This window comes from Antricoccus suffuscus (assembly GCF_003003235.1).
In the GTDB taxonomy this organism is placed as follows: domain Bacteria; phylum Actinomycetota; class Actinomycetes; order Mycobacteriales; family Antricoccaceae; genus Antricoccus; species Antricoccus suffuscus.
Genome location: NZ_PVUE01000002.1, coordinates 430997 through 448069, shown reverse-complemented (window position 1 = coordinate 448069; position 17073 = coordinate 430997). Strand labels below are relative to the sequence as shown.

The window sequence follows — 17073 nt, the reverse complement described above, 5'->3', positions numbered from 1 at the left end:
ACCGAATGAGCGATAAGGCACGCGGTAACAAGAGCGCAGCGAAGAAAGCCTCAAAATCCGCTAAGTCCACGACAAAAAAGACGACGAAGTCAGCGGCCGCAAAAACACCAAGTACACCGAAGCCGGACGTCGTAGTCGAACCGGCGGACACGGCAGCGGAACTACCGCCGCGGTCCATCGACTCCTCGCACGCCGAGTTCGTCGCCGCCACCAGCCTGGCCCCGCTGGCCAATCCGCTGCGCGACCGTCAGGACCGACGCCTCCCCCACATGCCCGAACCCTGCGCTCTTGTCGTCTTCGGCATTACGGGCGACCTGGCCCGCAAGAAGCTGCTGCCGGCCGTCTACGACATCGCCAACCGGGGCCTGCTGCCGGCCAACTTCGTCTTAATCGGCTTTGCCCGACGCGACTGGGAGGACGGCGACTTCGCCTCTCTGGCACACGATGCGGCCAAAGAGCACGCGCGCACCCCTTGGGATGAAGGCGTGTGGCAACGCCTTGCGAACAACATCAAGTTCGTGTCAGGCAGTTTCGATGACGACAAGGCCTTTGACCGGCTCGCGCGCACCCTCACCGACCTGTCCGACTCGCACGGCATCGTCGGCAATGCCGCGTTCTATCTGTCCATCCCGCCCGCCTTCTTCCAGACGGTGCTGCGTCAGATCGAGCGTACTGGGATGGCCAACAATCATGCTGCCGGCGGCTGGCGCCGAGTGGTCGTAGAGAAGCCGTTCGGACACGACCTCCCCAGCAGCAAGGAGCTCAACGACCTCGTCGACGACGTATTCACCTGGCGCGACGTCTACCGGATCGACCATTACCTCGGCAAGGAGACCGTTCAGAACCTCTTCGCATTTCGGTTTGCCAACACCCTGTTCGAGCCGGTGTGGAATTCCCACTATGTCGACTCCGTCCAGATCACCATGGCCGAAGATGTCGGGATCGGCGGCCGGGCGGCGTTCTACGACCAGACCGGCGCGGCCCGAGACGTCCTCCAAAACCACCTCCTGCAGTTGCTCGCGCTCACCGCGATGGAGGAACCGGTCCGGTTCATCCCGTCCGCGATCCGCACCGAAAAGCTCAAGGTATTGCGCGCAGTCTCGCTGCCGGCCGACTTGCGCGGCAACGCAATTCGCGGTCAATACAGGCAAGGCTGGCTCGCTGGTGAGCGGGCAGTTGGCTACCTCCAAGAGGACGACGTGCCGGACGACTCGACGACCGAGACGTTCGCCGCGATCAAACTGCACATCGAGACCCGCCGCTGGGCCGGTGTCCCGTTCTACCTACGCACCGGCAAACGACTGCCCCGCCGGGTAACCGAGATCGCGCTGACGTTCCGGCAGGCTCCGCATCTGCCCTTCGCGCCGACCGACACCGACGAACTCGGTCACAACCAGCTTGTCATCCGCGTGCAACCCGACGAAGGCGTCACGCTGCGGTTCGGCTCCAAGGTGCCCGGGACCGTCATGGAGGTCCGTGACGTCGCCATGGACTTCCTGTACGGCGAGACCTTCACCGAAGGAAGCCCAGAGGCGTACGAACGGCTACTGCTCGACGTACTCCTTGGAGATGCGACGCTCTTCCCGCTCAACGAAGAGGTCGAGGCCTCCTGGGCCGTCGTCGACCAACTTGAGGACTTCTGGGAGGGTCAGAAGCCGTTCGACTACCGAGCCGGCGAATGGGGCCCTCCCGAGGCCGACCGGATGCTGGCCCGCGATGGACGCGCCTGGCGACGGCCTTGATCGCGACGACAGCGAAAGGACAGGGCATATGACCACACTCTGGAACACCACCGGCTCGGCGGTCGTCAAGGCGCTTGCTAATGAGCGGCGTACCGGCGGCGCGGTGACTTCCGGCAACGCGCTCACCCTCGTCGTTGGCGTTGACGAGCAGCACATCGGCGCGGCCGAGAAAGCGGCCGCGATCGCCGCCTCGCGCAACCCGTGCCGGCTGCTCGTCGTCGTACGGCGCGAGATCGACCTACCCAAACCGCGCCTCGACGCCGAGATACTCGTCGGCGGTCGCCTCGGCCCGGGCGAGGCCATCGTAATGCGGATGTACGGTCGGCTGGCGTTGCACGCAGAGTCGGTCACGCTCCCCTTGCTGGCGCCCGATGCGCCGGTCGTGACCTGGTGGCACGGACCGCCACCGGAGAAGATCGCTACTGACCCGCTTGGGGTGTTCAGTGACCGCCGCGTCACCGACTGCGGCTGGCTCGGTACCGGCATCGATGGGCTGCGCCAACGCGCTATCGACTACGCGGCCGGTGATACCGACCTCGGCTGGACCCGCACGACGCCGTGGAGATCCGCGCTGGCGTCCGCGTTCGACACCGTCCACTCTGATGCGGTCAGCGCGCGCGTGCTCGGGGATCCCACGGCGCCACCCGCGCTACTCGCGGCCGGCTGGATAAAGAGTCGGCTGTCGCTCGAGGTGCCCGTCGTAGAGACCACCCGCGCCACCGGAAGCGCCGGCATCGCCGGTATCGAGGTGACCTTTGACAACGGCGAGCAGCTCAACCTGCTGCGCGAGGGTGACAGCGTCATCATCACCCGCTCCGGGCAGCAAGACCAACAGGTGACTGTCACCGAACGCAATCTCGGTGAGTTGCTGACCGAAGAGCTGCGACGGCTGGACGCGGACGAGACGTACGCGGCCGCGTTATCCGCGGCTACCGGTGTCGGCGGCCTGCAGCATCGCTCCGCTTCGCGCCAACACGAATGGTCCGACCCGACGGTAAACGCGTCATGAGCGCCGACCAGGTCGTCGTACATGCCACACCCGCGTTGCTGGCCGAATCTGCCGCGGCCCGTCTCATCACGTCGATCGTGGACGCACAAACCAGTCGCGGCCGTGCCTCGATCGTCCTCACCGGTGGAAGCACCGGTATCGCCGTACTCGCAAGCGTCAACGCCTCGCCGGCTCGCGACGCTGTCGATTGGCAGAGGGTGGAAATTTGGTGGGGTGACGAACGATTCGTGCCGGCGAGCGACAAAGAACGAAACGACCTACAGGCATACGACGCGCTATTAGGCGCGGTCCCGGTCGACCCTGCGCGGGTGCATAGGGTGCCTTCCTCGGACGGCAAGTTCGGCGACGACGCCGCGGCCGCCGCCGCCTGGTATGCCGATCAATTGACGATGGTCAACAACGAAGCCGGCCCATGGTTCGACGTGCTCATGCTCGGCCTTGGCGAAGAGGGTCACACGGCGTCGATCTTCCCGGAGTCACCGGCGGCGTACGACGAGGGCGTGACGTGCGCGGTCCGGGACTGCCCCAAGCCGCCGCCGACCCGCGTGAGCATGACGTTTCCGACGCTCGCGCGAGCCGATGAAGTGTGGATGATGACGGCCGGCGGCGGTAAAGCGGACGCGGTCGGCAAGGCTCTTGGTGGCGCGGACCGGACTCGGGTGCCGGCCGCGGGGCCGAAGGGGCGCAGACGCACGTTATGGCTACTCGACCAGGCCGCTACTGGATCTTGAACAGCAGTCCTAGGACCACGATGCAGATCAGCCAGATCAGCGAACAGAACACGGTGATGACGTTGAGGTTCTTCTCGACGACCGATGATCCAGACAGCTGGGAGGTCATCGAGCCACCAAACATCGAGGAAAGGCCGCCGCCGCGTCCCTTGTGCAGCAGGACGAGCGCAATGAGAGCGAGGCTCATGGCAATGAGCACTATCTCGAACAACAGCTTCACTTCGTCAACCACTCCAACTCGATCTGCACGCGGCGTCGAACGCACCGGCGTGACCTAGACACCTTACAAGACTAGCCGTTGGTGTGGGCGACGCCCACGAGAGCCACGTCGTACCCGTTATAGGAGGGATTGATCACGACATTGGTCAACCGCTCACCGGCCAGCAGTACCGACTTTTCCTCCACGAGCGGAACGTACGTCGTGCTGGCTTGAAGCGCGTCGACGAGGGTCGCGTTAGCGGCGACCGGATCTGGAGTCGCGTTGGCCGCGTCGATGTCCGCGTCAATCGCCGGGTCGGCGAGACCGGCGAAGTTGGAGCCGGCGTTGTGGTTCGCTCGGGAGTCCGCGAGCCGGGTAACAAACGCTGTCACCGACGGATAGTCGGCATTCCAGCGGATCAGCATCAGCGCGAGCGCCTGTGCGGTGACCGCGTCTTTGTTGCCGATAGTCTGCGAGTAGTACGTCGCCGGGTCCGCGCCCTTGTCATTCACGACAATTCCAACTGACGCAAGAGACTTGCGCACCGTGCTCGAGATGAGCAGTTCGGTCGCGGAATTCGGTACGGCCAGGTTAAGCGGTGCCGAACCCTTCGGCCAGCACTCCGCGGCGACGTTCTGGGCCGGTTTTTCTGGGGGCTTAGGATCGGTGGCCTTCGGCGCGTCTGGTAGTCCGAGCGGGATTATCGAAGAGACCGCTGCCGCGCGGGTCGGCCCGCCCAGCGCCTTGACGACCGCGTCGCGGTCCAGTGCTCCCGCGACCGCCGCGCGACATTGCGGCCTGTCGAACGGGGCGACGTACGTCGGCATGACCACCATCCGGAGTCGCCCGTTGAGTACGTCGCTCGACCGCCCGGCGAGCGTGGACGACGAGGTGATCGTCCGTTCGGTACGCGCGGCCACACCACTGCCGGTGAGGTCGATGTCCGCGGCTCCGGATAGCACCGCCTGGTCGCGTTCGAGTTGGCTGCGACCGGCCTCTACGACGATCTTGTCCGGCAGGGCGGTCCGCACTGAGTCGGTGTCCGCGGACCAGTGCTCGTTGCGCACGAATACCAGCCCGCCGAGCGGAGTGTTGGACTCGATTTTGTACGGCCCCGAGGACGCCGGTGCCTGGCCGTACGCCGCCCGAGTATCGCGCGCCTGAGGTACCGGAGCGGACGACGGCATCGCAAGCACCTTCGGGAACTCGGCGAACGACCGGTTCAGGGTGAATACGATCGTCGCGTCGTCGGGCGTCTGCACCGAGTCCAGGGCAGGGGCGGCCGGTGCCGGCATGCCGGGAATGGTCGATGGCGGTGGCGGCTCTTCGTACGGTCCGGGGTACTGCGCATCGGGGTTGTCCAGCAGGCTGACGAGGTACGGCGGCCCCCCGATCACCACATCCGCGGCAAAATTGCGCTCGATTCCGTATTTCACCGCCGCGCTGTTGATCGGCGTACCGTCATCGAACTCCAGGCCAGGCTTGAGGTGGAACGTCCACTGCGTGAAGTTGTCGTTCGGCGTACCCGTATCGGTGGCGAGATCGGCGACGACCGGGGCGTTGCCGTTGTCCGGTTCGCCGTAGGTGACAAGGGTGCGCGTGTAGAGGCGCATCATGTTCCAAACCCACTGCTGATAGGAACGCGCCGGGTCGAGGCTGTCAATCGGACCCGCCACCGCGTGCAGGACACCGCCGTGCACCTTCGACGGTTGATAGGTCGCACTCTCCCCCACGTGCCCCAGTGGCACCGAGCCCGGCTTCTTGGTCGTGGACTCGGTCGACGTACATGCAGTCACCGCTAACACGCTGGCCAACACCGCAAGTGCGACGACCAGACGTACGACGGATGAGCGGGCACGGCCGCAGACCTTCGTCCCGGCCGATACCCGACTGCCGTGTGTGTACATAGGTGGCGGGACCGCTATGCGCCCGCGGCTCCCCGGGCAAACCGGCAGATAGCCGCGAACTGTTCCCCGTCGAGGCTTGCGCCGCCGACGAGCGACCCGTCGACATCGGGCTGTGCGGCGAGTGCGGCCGCATTATCCGGCTTGACCGAACCGCCATAGATGATCCGGACCGCGTCCGCCAGGTCGCCGCTGTAGAGGTCGGTGAGCTTGTCACGCAGCGCACCGCAAACCTCCTGCGCGTCCTCAGGCGTCGCGGTCTTGCCGGTGCCAATCGCCCACACAGGTTCGTAGGCGACCACCACGTTGCGTGCCTGGTCGGCGGGAATGCCTTCCATCGCGGCGGTTAGCTGCGCCGTACAGTGCTCCACCTGACTGTCAGCCTCCCGCACATCGAGGCCCTCGCCGACGCAGACGATCGGCACGATGCCGTTCTTGAACGCGGCCTTCGCTTTGGCGTTAACGGTCGCATCGTCTTCGTGGTGGTACTCGCGGCGCTCGGAGTGCCCGACCACGGCGTACCGGCAGCCGAGCTTCGCCAGCATCGCACCGCTGACCTCGCCGGTGTACGCACCCGAGTCATGCACCGAGATATCCTGCGCGCCGTACGCGACGTCAAGCTGATCACCGTCGATAAGCGTCTGTACGCCGCGGATCGACACGAACGGCGGAAGCACGGCCGCCTCGACCGCGGTGAGCTCCTTCTCGTTGAGCGTGAAGGCGATCTTTTGCACCAAGGCGATTGCCTCAAGGTGGGTGAGATTCATCTTCCAGTTTCCCGCGACCAGCGGGCGACGTCCTGAAGTCGTAGCCATTTATGCCTCCAGTACAGAAAGTCCGGGAAGTTCCTTGCCCTCAAGGAACTCTAGCGATGCGCCGCCACCGGTCGAGATGTGCGAAAACTTGTCTTCGGGTACGTCGAGCGCCCGGACCGCGGCGGCCGAGTCGCCGCCGCCGACGACGGAGTACGCCGACGACTGCGCGATTGAAGTCGCGACCCCCTGTGTGCCTGCGGCGAAGGCAGGCATCTCGAACACGCCCATCGGGCCGTTCCAGAAGATCGTCTGCGCCGCAGCGATTGTCGCCCCAAACAGCTCCACCGTCTGTGGTCCGACATCCAAGCCCATCTGATCCTGCGGTAGCTCGTCCGCGGCGTACACCGTTGCCGGCGAGTCAGCCTTGAACTCGGGCGCACAAACGACGTCCACCGGCAGCACGATCTTGTCGCCGGCCTCGGTCAACAGGCGCTTGCAAGTCTCGACCTGGTCCTTCTCCAACAACGAAGAGCCGGTCTGCTTTCCTTGCGCAGCAAGGAAAGTGAAGCACATGCCGCCGCCGACCAAAAGCTGGTCGACCCGCGGCAGAAGCGACTCGATGACTGCGAGCTTGTCCGAAACCTTGCTACCGCCGAGGACTACGACGTACGGACGCTGCGGTGATTCGGTCAGTCGCTCGAGTACGGCGACCTCCTGCTCGACCAGTCCACCGGCGTACGCCGGAAGCAGCTTTGCCACGTCGTACACCGAGGCCTGCGCGCGGTGCACGACACCGAAACCTTCCGAGACAAACGCGGCCTCGGGCCCGACCAGATCGGCAAGGTCGGAGGCGAGTGCCTGCCGCTCGGCCTCGTCCTTGCTGGTTTCGCGAGGATCGAAGCGGACGTTCTCCAACACGACGACCTCGCCGTTGCCCATCCCCGCGATCGCTGACTTCGCGGACTCGCCGACGACGTCGGCGGCGAGCGTTACCCTGACGCCGAGTAACTCTCCCAGCGCTAGAGCGGCTGGTGCTAGCGAGTATTTCGCGTCCGGCTCGCCTTTCGGCCGACCCAAATGCGCCGTGATGACGACCTGGGCACCGGCCTCGGTCAACTTCCGGATAGTCGGAACGGTGGCCACGATGCGGCCTGTGTCGGTGATCGTCGTACCGTCGAGAGGCACATTGAGGTCGGCCCGGACAAGTACCTTGCGGCCTTCGATCCCGACGCCGACGAGGTCATCCAAGTTCTTCACGATGCAGACAAATCCTGTCAGATAGAGGTAAATGCCTCACATGGTCCGTCGTACCCGCGAGTACGACGGCATGTGAGGCATTATCCGGAACTGCTTGCTTAGAGCGACTGACCGACAACCCGAGTCAGATCGACGAGGCGGTTGCTGTAGCCCCACTCGTTGTCGTACCAGCCCACGACCTTGACCTGATCGCCAATGACCTTGGTCAGACCCGCGTCGAAGATGCACGACGAGGGATCGGTGACGATGTCCGAGGAGACAATCTCGTCTTCGGTGTACTTGAGGTAACCCTTGAGCTGTCCTTCAGCGGCGGCCTTCATCGCAGCGTTGACTTCCTCGACAGACGTTTCGCGTCCGACGTTGACGGTCAGGTCGGTCGCCGAGCCGGTCGGGACCGGTACCCGCAACGCGTAGCCGTCAAGCTTGCCCTTGAGCTCAGGCAGCACCAGCGCGATGGCCTTCGCGGCGCCGGTCGAGGTCGGCACGATGTTGATCGCGGCGGCGCGTGCACGGCGCAGGTCCTTATGCGGGCCGTCCTGGAGGTTCTGGTCGGCGGTGTAGGCGTGGATCGTGGTCATCAGGCCCTGCTTGATGACAAACGTGTCCTGCAGCACCTTCGCCATCGGCGCGAGGCAGTTGGTCGTGCACGACGCGTTGGAGACGATGTGGTGCTGCTGCGGGTCGTAGTCGCCGTCGTTCACACCCATCACGATGGTGATGTCTTCGTTTTTCGCTGGCGCCGAGATGACGACCTTCTTGGCGCCCCCATCGAGGTGCACCTTGGCCTTTGTCGCGTCGGTGAAGATGCCGGTGGACTCGACGACGACGTCCGCGCCGATATCACCCCACGGCAGTGCTGCCGGATCGCGCTCCGCGAATGCCTTGAAGGTGTTTCCGCCGGCGGTGATCTCGGTGTCCGTCGACGAAACCTCGCCGTCGAACCGCCCGAGGATCGAGTCGTACTTGAGAAGGTGAGCCAGCGTGGCGTTGTCCGTCAGGTCGTTGACCCCAACGATCTGAATATCCGCGCCACTGGCCACGACGGCCCGATAGAAGTTACGGCCAATGCGCCCGAAGCCGTTGATGCCAACACGAATCGTCACTTCGAAAACTCCCGGAGGTTTGTTCGCGTCCGCACACAAGGAAGCGAGCACGTTACGCGCTAAATGTCAGTCCGGCGATTCTACCGCCCATCGATACGCGCCGAGCACCCCATCGATGAGGATCACACATCCCCGTTACGTCGATTCCGCAATCGGTCACGAAAGACCGGTCGTCCGGTTAGTCAGTTGAGCATGTCGTCGGTAACGACCGACTCAGTATCCGGAACCCCGTCGTCGTGCGCACGCTTGTCGGCGAGCGCGAGGAGCCGGCGAATGCGACCGGCGACAGCATCTTTGGTCATTGGCGGGTCGGCGAGCTGGCCGAGCTCCTCAAGAGAAGCCTGGCGGTGCTCAAGGCGCAGCCGACCGGCGAAGACGAGGTGATCGGGTACGTCCTCGCCGAGGATTTCCATGGCGCGCTCGACGCGGGCGCTCGCCGCAACGGCCGCCCGCGCCGAACGACGCAAGTTGGCGTCGTCGAAGTTGGCGAGACGGTTGGCGCTGGAGCGGATCTCCCTGCGCATACGGCGTTCTTCCCAAGCGAGCACAGACTCGTGCGCGCCAATTCGCGTCAGCATCGCGGCGATCGCGTCACCGTCTCGGATCACGACGCGGTCGGCGCCGCGAACCTCTCGCGCCTTCGTGCTGATCCCCAGTCGCCGAGCGGCACCGACAAGTGCAAGAGCGGCCTCGTTGCCGGGGCACGTGATCTCCAGCGACGACGATCGACCTGGCTCGGTGAGTGACCCATGCGCCAGGAATGCCCCGCGCCACGCCGACTCCGAGTCACAGGTCCCGCCCGCGACGACGGCCGGCGGTAATCCACGCACGGGACGTCCGCGCAAGTCGACAAGGCCAGTCTGGCGGGCCAAGCTGTCGCCATCCTTGCTAACGCGGACCAGGAACCGACTGTTCTTGCGCAGATTGCCGCCGCTCATCATCTGAATGTCCGAGCTCAGCCCGAACAGGTCAGCGATGTTGCGGTGCAACCTGCGCGCTACCGCACCGGTATCGAGCTCTGCCTCGACGACAATCCGGCCACCGACCAGGTGAAGTCCACCTGCAAGGCGGAGCATGGTGGCGACCTCGGCGCGGCGGCAGCACGTCTTGCGCACTTCCACTCGACTCAGTTCTGCTTTTACATCCGCTGTCATCGCCATGTAGGGGCCCTCGGTCTCGTCGGTGCAATTACTCATCAGATTGTGCCTTGTATGGCAAGCACCGTCAGGTCGATGTCGGGTTAGGTGACCTGTTCGACGGCCGCGGCGATCACATCGGCGTACCTGCCGGGGTCATGTTCGAAGCGCGACGAGGCGGACGCAATGGGCTCTACAAGCAGCCGTGCTCCTATCGCGTCACACTCCCGCTCCAGCTCACGCAAGTCGAGGATCGCCTCGGGATCGGCGATTACGCCATCAATCCGCAAGCCTGGGGCATGCGCGCATAACGCCGCCAGCAGTTCGGCGGGCGAGAAGTTATCGGTCTCCCCCGGCTGCTGCGCGAGATTGAGTGCGACAAGTCGCTTCGCGGGCGATGCCTCCATCGCGCGGCGCAGATCCGGCACCATCAAGTGTGGGATCACGGACGTGAACCAAGATCCAGGTCCGAGTACGACGACATCGGCCTGTTCGATTGCAACACATGCTTCGCGGCATGCCGGCGGGTCGACCGGAAGCAGGTGCACCGACTGGACCCGCCCCGGCGTCGTGGCGACGGCGACCTGGCCGCGAATGCGGCGACTGTCGCTAGGGTGCGCCGGATCGATGCCGCTGACGAGCGCCGCGATCTCTAACGGCTGCGGAGACATCGGCAGCACGCGACCGACCGCTCCAGCGACATTGCCCACCAGTCGCAGCGCCTCTAGGGGGTCGTCGCCGAGCACTTCGGTGAGGCCCGTGATCAGTAAGTTGCCGACGTTGTGCCCGGCCAGCGCGCCTTCGCCGCCGAACCGGTGCTGCAACAGATTCGCGAACACTCGATGCCCATCCTGGTCACCGGCTAGCGCGGCTATCGCCATCCGCAGGTCACCGGGTGGAAGGACCGGGAGCTCGCGGCGAATCCGGCCGCTCGAGCCGCCGTCATCGGCGACCGTGACGACGGCGGTGATATCGGTCGCGATCAGTCGCAGCGCCCGCAGCGTGGCCGCGAGCCCGTGGCCGCCGCCAAGCGCGACGACGCGGTTGATGACCTCGCGTTGGGGGTGGTTAAGCGCCATCACTCGTTTCCTACGTCGCGGTGGTCGACTCGGGTCTGGATGTCGTCCGAGCCGAGCCGTCGCGCGAACTCTTCGGCGATCGCGACCGACCGATGCTTCCCACCCGTGCAACCGATCGCCACAGTGAAGTAGCGCTTGCCTTCACGACGATAACCACTGCTGATCGTGTGGATGAGCGCCTCGAACTGATCCAGCGCGAGCCGGGCGTCGTCGTTGCCGAGCACAAAGTCACTTACTGACTTGTCTTGGCCGGTGAGCGGGCGTAGTTCCGGTACCCAGTGCGGATTGGGCAGGAATCGAGCGTCGAAGACGACGTCGGCGTCGAGAGGTATCCCGTATTTGTAACCGAACGACATGACGGTCGCCTTGAGCGGTCCGGACAAGTCCTCGTCGAAGGTCTCTTCGAGTTTGCGCCGCAGGTCGTGCACCGAACGGTTCGACGTGTCGAGATAGACGTCGGCAGCGGTCCGGACCGACGTGAGCAAACCGCGTTCCTCAGCGATCCCGTCCACAATCCGCCCGTCGCCCTGCAGCGGGTGCGCCCGGCGAACGCTCTCGTAGCGACGTACGAGTACGTCATCGGTGGCATCGAGGAAAACGACGGTCGGTCGGATGCCCTCGTCCTCGACCTTTTTCAGTACGTCGTCGAGCCGGTCGAAGAACGTTCGGCTGCGCACGTCGGTCACGATCGCGAGCTTGGAGATCGCGCGTGCGGACACCGCGCCGAGGTCGACGATGTTGGGAATCAACGCCGGCGGCAGGTTATCGACGACGTAGTAGCCCAGGTCCTCAAGAACCCGTGCCGCCGTGCTGCGGCCGGCACCGGACAGTCCGGTGATCAAGACGACCTTGATCGGCGGGGTGTCGGGCGTTTCTTCGCTCGTCATTGGGACTCCCCCAGTTGCTTGGATTGATCGCTGGCGTGAGGTGCCTCGTCGGGCTCGAGCAGCTCGCCCGTCAACGGGTCGACCGCCCCCATCGGCGGCGCCTCGACGTCGTGAAGTGCCGCGTAGATCGACTGAGCCGTCACCCGGCCGATGCCCTCGGTCTCGGTAATCTGCTCCACCGTGGCGGCACGTAGTTTACGAACACTGCCGAACTTGGCCAACAATGCCTGCCGCCGAGTCGCGCCGAGCCCGGGCACTCCGTCAAGCAGACTCGCGACCATCGCCTTGCCGCGTTTTTGACGGTGGAATGTGATTGCGAAGCGATGCGCCTCGTCGCGGACACGCTGAAGCAGATAAAGTGCCTCGCTGTTGCGCGGCAGGATTATCGGGTCTTCCTCGTCCGGCACCCAGACTTCTTCGAGACGCTTGGCGAGTCCGATCACGGCGATATCGGTAATGCCGAGCTCATTGAGTGCATCGCTGGCCGCACCCACTTGCGGGGCGCCGCCATCTACCACAAAGAGGTTTGGCGGATAGGCAAACCTGCGCGGCTTGCCGTCTTCGTCGTGCGTGCCGTGCTCCTTGGCTTCGAGGTATCGAGCGAACCGCCGGCTCACCACTTCGTGCACGGAGGCGGTGTCGTCCACGCCCTCGCCGCGCCGAACCTCGTCGACGCGAAGGGACTCTCCGTCGCGTTGCGCGCCCTTGATCGCGAACCGCCGGTATTCACTCTTGCGGGCCAACCCGTCCTCGAAGACGACCATGCTGGCGACTACGTTGGTGCCTTGCACGTGCGACACGTCAATGCATTCGATCCGCAGCGGCGCCTCGTCGAGGCCCAGGGATTCCTGCAGCTGAGCTAGCGCCGCCGAGCGCGCGGTCAGATCGCTCGCCCGACGGAGCCGATGCTGGGTGAATGCCTCCGCGGCGTTTCGTTCGACGGTCTGCATGAGCGTCCGCTTGTCGCCACGCTGCGGGACCCTGATCGATACGTTGGACCCGCGGAGCTCAGTCAGTCGTGTTTCGTGCGCGGCGACGTCGACTGGCAGCTCGGGTACCAATATCTCCCTAGGTACTAAGGACATCAACGGAGTCTTGTCCTCCGCCTCGGGATCGTAAATCTGCACGAGGTAGCGGTCGACTAGGTCTGCGGTAGTGACGTCCTCGACCTTGTCGACGATCCAGCCGCGCCGTCCGCGGACCCGCCCGCCGCGTACGTGGAACACCTGCACCGATGCCTCCAGCTCATCCTGCGTAAAGGCGAGTATGTCGCAGTCTGTGCCGTCCGGCAGGACGATCGCGTTTTTCTCCATAGCCCGGTTCATCGCGGCCAAGTCGTCGCGAAGCCGTGCCGCCTTCTCGAACTCCAGGCTGTCCGATGCATCGGCCATCCTGCGTTCGAGACGTTTGATGAAACGATCGGTCTTACCGGCCATGAAGTCACAGAAGTCGTCGACGATCGCGCGGTGTTCCTCCGCGCTCACTCGCCCAATGCACGGCGCCGAGCATTTGTCGATATAGCCCAGCAGGCACGGTCGTCCCATCTGGCCGTGGCGTTTGAACACGCCCTTCGAACAGGTGCGTGCCGGGAACACTCTGGTCAGCAGGTCCAACGTCTCGCGGATCGCCCAGGCATGGGCGTACGGCCCGAAGTAGCGCACACCTTTGCGTTTGGGCCCACGCATGACCTGGAGCCTCGGATATTCCTCGTTGAGGGTGACGGCGAGGCTTGGATAACTCTTATCGTCGCGGTAACGGACGTTGAACCGCGGGTCGAACTCTTTGATCCAGGAGTATTCAAGCTGCAGCGCCTCGACCTCTGTGTTGACCACGGTCCAGTCGACGCGGGCACCGGCCTGCACCATTTGCTGCGTGCGAACGTGCAGCGCGGTGATGTCCTGGAAGTACGACGAGAGCCGCGAGCGCAGGCTTATGGCCTTACCGACGTAGATGACCCGCCCATGCTGGTCGTAGAAGCGATAGACGCCCGGCTCGTCCGGGATTGTCCCCGGTGCTGGGCGGTAGGTGGATGGGGCGGCCATCTAGTCGGGTTTTCGGTACGTCGTAGTCACAGTTTCAGCCTACGATCTCGTCCCTGCCGCCGCCGATTTCTTGGCGGCTGTGCGCCGAGCCGTCGGGGCAGCCTTTTTTGCGGGCGCTTTAGTGGCCTTCTTCGCCGGTGCCTTGGTTGCCTTCTTCGGTACGGCGGACTTCGCGGCTTTCTTCGCCGCGTCGGCCTCGGCCTTCTTAGCCTCTCGCGCCGCGGCGCGTTTGGCCTTCCGTTCGTCGGCCGCCGCCGCCTGCTTAGCTTCCTTGCCCTCCTGATAGGTCAGCGGGCGCGCCTTGGCAGTGACCGGCTTGCTGGTCGGATGCGCGCGGTCGAGCACCATGTGCTTGAGGAACGAACCGGTGTGGCTGCCATCCACTCGCGCGATGTCTTCCGGCGTGCCGGTCGCCACGACTTGGCCACCCCCGGAACCACCTTCCGGTCCCATGTCGATGAGCCAGTCCGCGGTCTTGATGACATCGAGGTTGTGCTCGATGACAATGACCGTGTTGCCTTTTTCGACTAGTCCGTCCATCACCTTGAGCAGTTTGCGGATGTCTTCAAAATGCAGGCCGGTGGTTGGTTCGTCGAGCACATAGACGGTGCGTCCGGTCGAACGTCGCTGGAGTTCGGAGGCGAGCTTGACCCGCTGCGCCTCGCCACCGGACAGCGTCGGCGCGGGTTGGCCGAGCCGGACATACCCCAGCCCCACGTCGACCAGCGTGACGAGATGCCGACTGATTGCCGGGATCGCCTCGAAGAACCCGGCGGCCTCCTCGATCGGCATATCGAGCACCTCGGCGATCGTCTTTCCTTTGTAATGCACCTCCAGCGTCTCGCGGTTGTAGCGCGCGCCGTGGCAGACCTCGCACGGTACGTAGACGTCGGGAAGGAAGTTCATCTCGATCTTGATCGTGCCGTCACCGGCGCAGTTTTCGCAGCGGCCACCTTTGATGTTGAACGAGAAGCGCCCCGGCTGGTAGCCGCGCACCTTCGCCTCGTTGGTCTGCGCGAACAGCCTGCGGACGTGGTCGAAGACGCCGGTGTACGTCGCCGGGTTGGAGCGCGGCGTACGGCCGATCGGCGACTGGTCGACACCGACGACTTTGTCGATCAGCTCAAGTCCGCTGACCCGGGTGTGCCGTCCGGGCACGAGCCGTGCCTTGTTGGCGACATTGGCCATGACCGAATACAGGATGTCGTTGACGAGGGTCGACTTGCCCGAGCCCGATACGCCCGTGACGGCCACGAGGCAGCCGAGCGGAAAAGTCACGTCGATGTTCTTGAGGTTGTTTTCTCGCGCGCCGTGCACCGTGAGGGCGCGATCGGGATTTGGCGTACGTCGGGCCTTCGGTATCTCCAGCGTGAGCCGACCCGACAGATACGCCCCCGTGCTGCTCTCCTTGCTCTTGAGGAGGTCATCAACGGTCCCGGACACGACGACGTGACCGCCATGCTCACCGGCGCCGGGGCCGATGTCGACAACCCAGTCAGAGGCCCGAATGGTGTCCTCGTCGTGCTCAACCACGATCAGCGTGTTGCCGAGATCGCGCAGCCGGATCAGCGTCTCGATGAGACGGTGGTTATCGCGCTGGTGCAGCCCGATCGACGGTTCGTCGAGGACGTACAGCACGCCGACGAGCCCGGAGCCAATCTGGGTGGCCAGCCGAATGCGCTGCGCCTCGCCGCCGGCCAGGGTCGCCGCCGGGCGATTGAGCGACAAATAGTCGAGACCCACGTCGACCAGGAAGCCCAGCCGGGCATGCACTTCTTTGAGCACCCGCGACGCGATCATCGCGGCACGCTGGTCCAGGGTCAGCGCGCCGAGGAACTCGTTGCAGTCTCCGATGGACATCTCGGTGACCTCGGCGATGGATCGACCGCCAAGTCGCACCGCGAGGATCTCCGGCTTGAGTCGGGTGCCCTTGCACACCGGGCACGGGACGTCGCGCATGAACCCTTCATAACGTTCGCGAGACCACTCGGACTCGGTCTCGTTATGGCGGCGTTCGAGGAACGGCAGCACGCCCTCGAAGTTTGCGTAGTAGGAGCGCTGCCGACCGTACCGGCTGCGGAATTTGACGTGGACCTTGTCGTTGCTGCCGTTGAGGATCGCCTTCTGCACTGTGCGCGGCAACGACTCCCACGAGGCATCCATCGAGAAGTCGAGCTGCTCGGCAAGCGAACGCAACAGGTGTTGGAAGTATTCGCTGTTTTGGCCGGCCATCGCCCACGGCGCGATCGCGCCGTCGTTGATCGACTTTGCGGGGTCGGGGACGACCAGCTCCGGGTCGACCTCCTTGCGAAAGCCGAGACCGGTGCACTCGGGGCACGCGCCGTAAGGGCCGTTGAACGAGAACGACCGTGGCTCCAGCTCCTCGATACCAAGCGGGTGGCCATTGGGGCAGGCCAGCCGTTCGGAGAACCTGCGCTCGCGATGCTCATCGTCCTCGGTCAGGTCGACACGGTCGATGACCACGAGGCCCGACGCGAGCCCGAGCGCGGTCTCCACCGAGTCGGTCAGCCGTCGCTTCGAGCTGTCCTTGACCGACAGCCGGTCGACGACGACCTCGATGTCGTGCTTCTCCTGCTTCTTGAGCGTCGGCGCCTCGATCAGCGGATAGATGACCCCATCGATCCTGGCGCGGGAGAATCCCTGTCCCTGCAGGGATGAGAACAGGTCGAGATATTCACCTTTGCGGCCACGGATGACCGGCGCGAGAACCTGGAACCGGGTGCCCTCGGGCAACTCCATCACCTGGTCGACAATCTGCTGCGGAGTCTGCCTAGCAATGACCTCGTCGCAGATCGGGCAATGCGGCGTACCGGCGCGCGCGAACAACAACCGCAGATAGTCATAAACCTCGGTAATTGTGCCCACTGTCGAGCGGGGGTTGCGGTTGGTCGACTTCTGGTCGATCGAAACGGCCGGCGACAGCCCCTCGATGAAGTCGACGTCCGGCTTGTCCATCTGGCCGAGGAACTGGCGCGCGTACGCCGACAGCGACTCGACGTAGCGGCGTTGCCCTTCGGCGAAGATGGTGTCGAACGCAAGGCTCGACTTGCCGGATCCCGATAGCCCCGTGAAGCAGATGAGACTGTCACGTGGGAGGTCGAGATGTACGTCTTTGAGGTTGTGCTCGCGGGCACCGCGAATGAGCAGCCGATCCATATATTCGAGCCTACGCATCCCCACTGACAGTTTCCGGCCGCGTGCAAATTTC

The 17073-nt window shown here is 64.5% G+C and carries 13 protein-coding genes; 3 read left to right on the top strand and 10 right to left on the bottom strand.

Translation table 11 applies throughout. The features are described from left to right. Positions 1-5 precede the first annotated feature (5 nt). From zwf to pgl, 3 genes are read left to right on the top strand one after another with little or no spacing between them, the layout of a single operon-like run. Complete coding sequence (gene zwf / locus CLV47_RS04910; RefSeq protein ID WP_106347849.1) at positions 6-1742, top strand: glucose-6-phosphate dehydrogenase; 1737 nt, start codon at positions 6-8, stop codon at positions 1740-1742. 28 nt (positions 1743-1770) lie between these two features. Continuing rightward, positions 1771-2751 carry a glucose-6-phosphate dehydrogenase assembly protein OpcA gene (locus tag CLV47_RS04905; protein ID WP_106347945.1) on the top strand — a complete coding sequence of 327 codons (981 nt, stop codon included), beginning with the start codon at positions 1771-1773 and terminating at the stop codon, positions 2749-2751. Beyond that, complete coding sequence (pgl, locus tag CLV47_RS04900) at positions 2748-3482, top strand: 6-phosphogluconolactonase (RefSeq protein WP_106347944.1); 735 nt, start codon at positions 2748-2750, stop codon at positions 3480-3482. The genes CLV47_RS04905 and pgl overlap by 4 nt, the downstream gene beginning before the upstream one ends. Here the strand turns inward: pgl and secG are convergent. The 10 genes from secG to uvrA form a co-directional block, all read right to left on the bottom strand. Beyond that, positions 3469-3714 (bottom strand): preprotein translocase subunit SecG, encoded by a 246-nt coding sequence (secG, locus tag CLV47_RS04895; protein WP_272946780.1) that lies wholly within the window; start codon positions 3712-3714, stop codon positions 3469-3471. The genes pgl and secG overlap by 14 nt on opposite strands. Positions 3715-3773: 59 nt before the next feature. Then, complete coding sequence (locus CLV47_RS04890; protein WP_106347848.1) at positions 3774-5588, bottom strand: ABC transporter substrate-binding protein; 1815 nt, start codon at positions 5586-5588, stop codon at positions 3774-3776. A gap of 14 nt (positions 5589-5602) precedes the next feature. Further along, complete coding sequence (gene tpiA / locus CLV47_RS04885) at positions 5603-6400, bottom strand: triose-phosphate isomerase (RefSeq protein ID WP_106347847.1); 798 nt, start codon at positions 6398-6400, stop codon at positions 5603-5605. Continuing rightward, on the bottom strand, positions 6401-7597 hold the full coding sequence (locus tag CLV47_RS04880; RefSeq protein ID WP_106347846.1) for a phosphoglycerate kinase: 1197 nt from the start codon (positions 7595-7597) through the stop codon (positions 6401-6403). A 98-nt stretch (positions 7598-7695) separates the two neighbouring features. Continuing rightward, positions 7696-8700, bottom strand: a complete 1005-nt coding sequence (gene gap / locus CLV47_RS04875; RefSeq protein WP_106347845.1) for a type I glyceraldehyde-3-phosphate dehydrogenase — start codon at positions 8698-8700, stop codon at positions 7696-7698. A gap of 182 nt (positions 8701-8882) precedes the next feature. Further along, positions 8883-9896 (bottom strand): DNA-binding protein WhiA, encoded by a 1014-nt coding sequence (gene whiA, locus CLV47_RS04870; RefSeq protein ID WP_474862647.1) that lies wholly within the window; start codon positions 9894-9896, stop codon positions 8883-8885. 44 nt (positions 9897-9940) lie between these two features. Further along, on the bottom strand, positions 9941-10915 hold the full coding sequence (locus CLV47_RS04865; protein WP_106347844.1) for a gluconeogenesis factor YvcK family protein: 975 nt from the start codon (positions 10913-10915) through the stop codon (positions 9941-9943). Then, positions 10915-11802 (bottom strand): RNase adapter RapZ, encoded by an 888-nt coding sequence (gene rapZ / locus CLV47_RS04860; protein WP_106347843.1) that lies wholly within the window; start codon positions 11800-11802, stop codon positions 10915-10917. The genes CLV47_RS04865 and rapZ overlap by 1 nt, the downstream gene beginning before the upstream one ends. Next, on the bottom strand, positions 11799-13844 hold the full coding sequence (gene uvrC, locus CLV47_RS04855) for an excinuclease ABC subunit UvrC (protein ID WP_106347842.1): 2046 nt from the start codon (positions 13842-13844) through the stop codon (positions 11799-11801). Before uvrC ends, rapZ begins: the two co-directional genes overlap by 4 nt. Before the next feature lie 39 nt (positions 13845-13883). Continuing rightward, positions 13884-17039, bottom strand: coding sequence for an excinuclease ABC subunit UvrA (uvrA, locus tag CLV47_RS04850; protein ID WP_238145234.1), 3156 nt, complete (start codon positions 17037-17039; stop codon positions 13884-13886). Positions 17040-17073 lie beyond the last annotated feature (34 nt).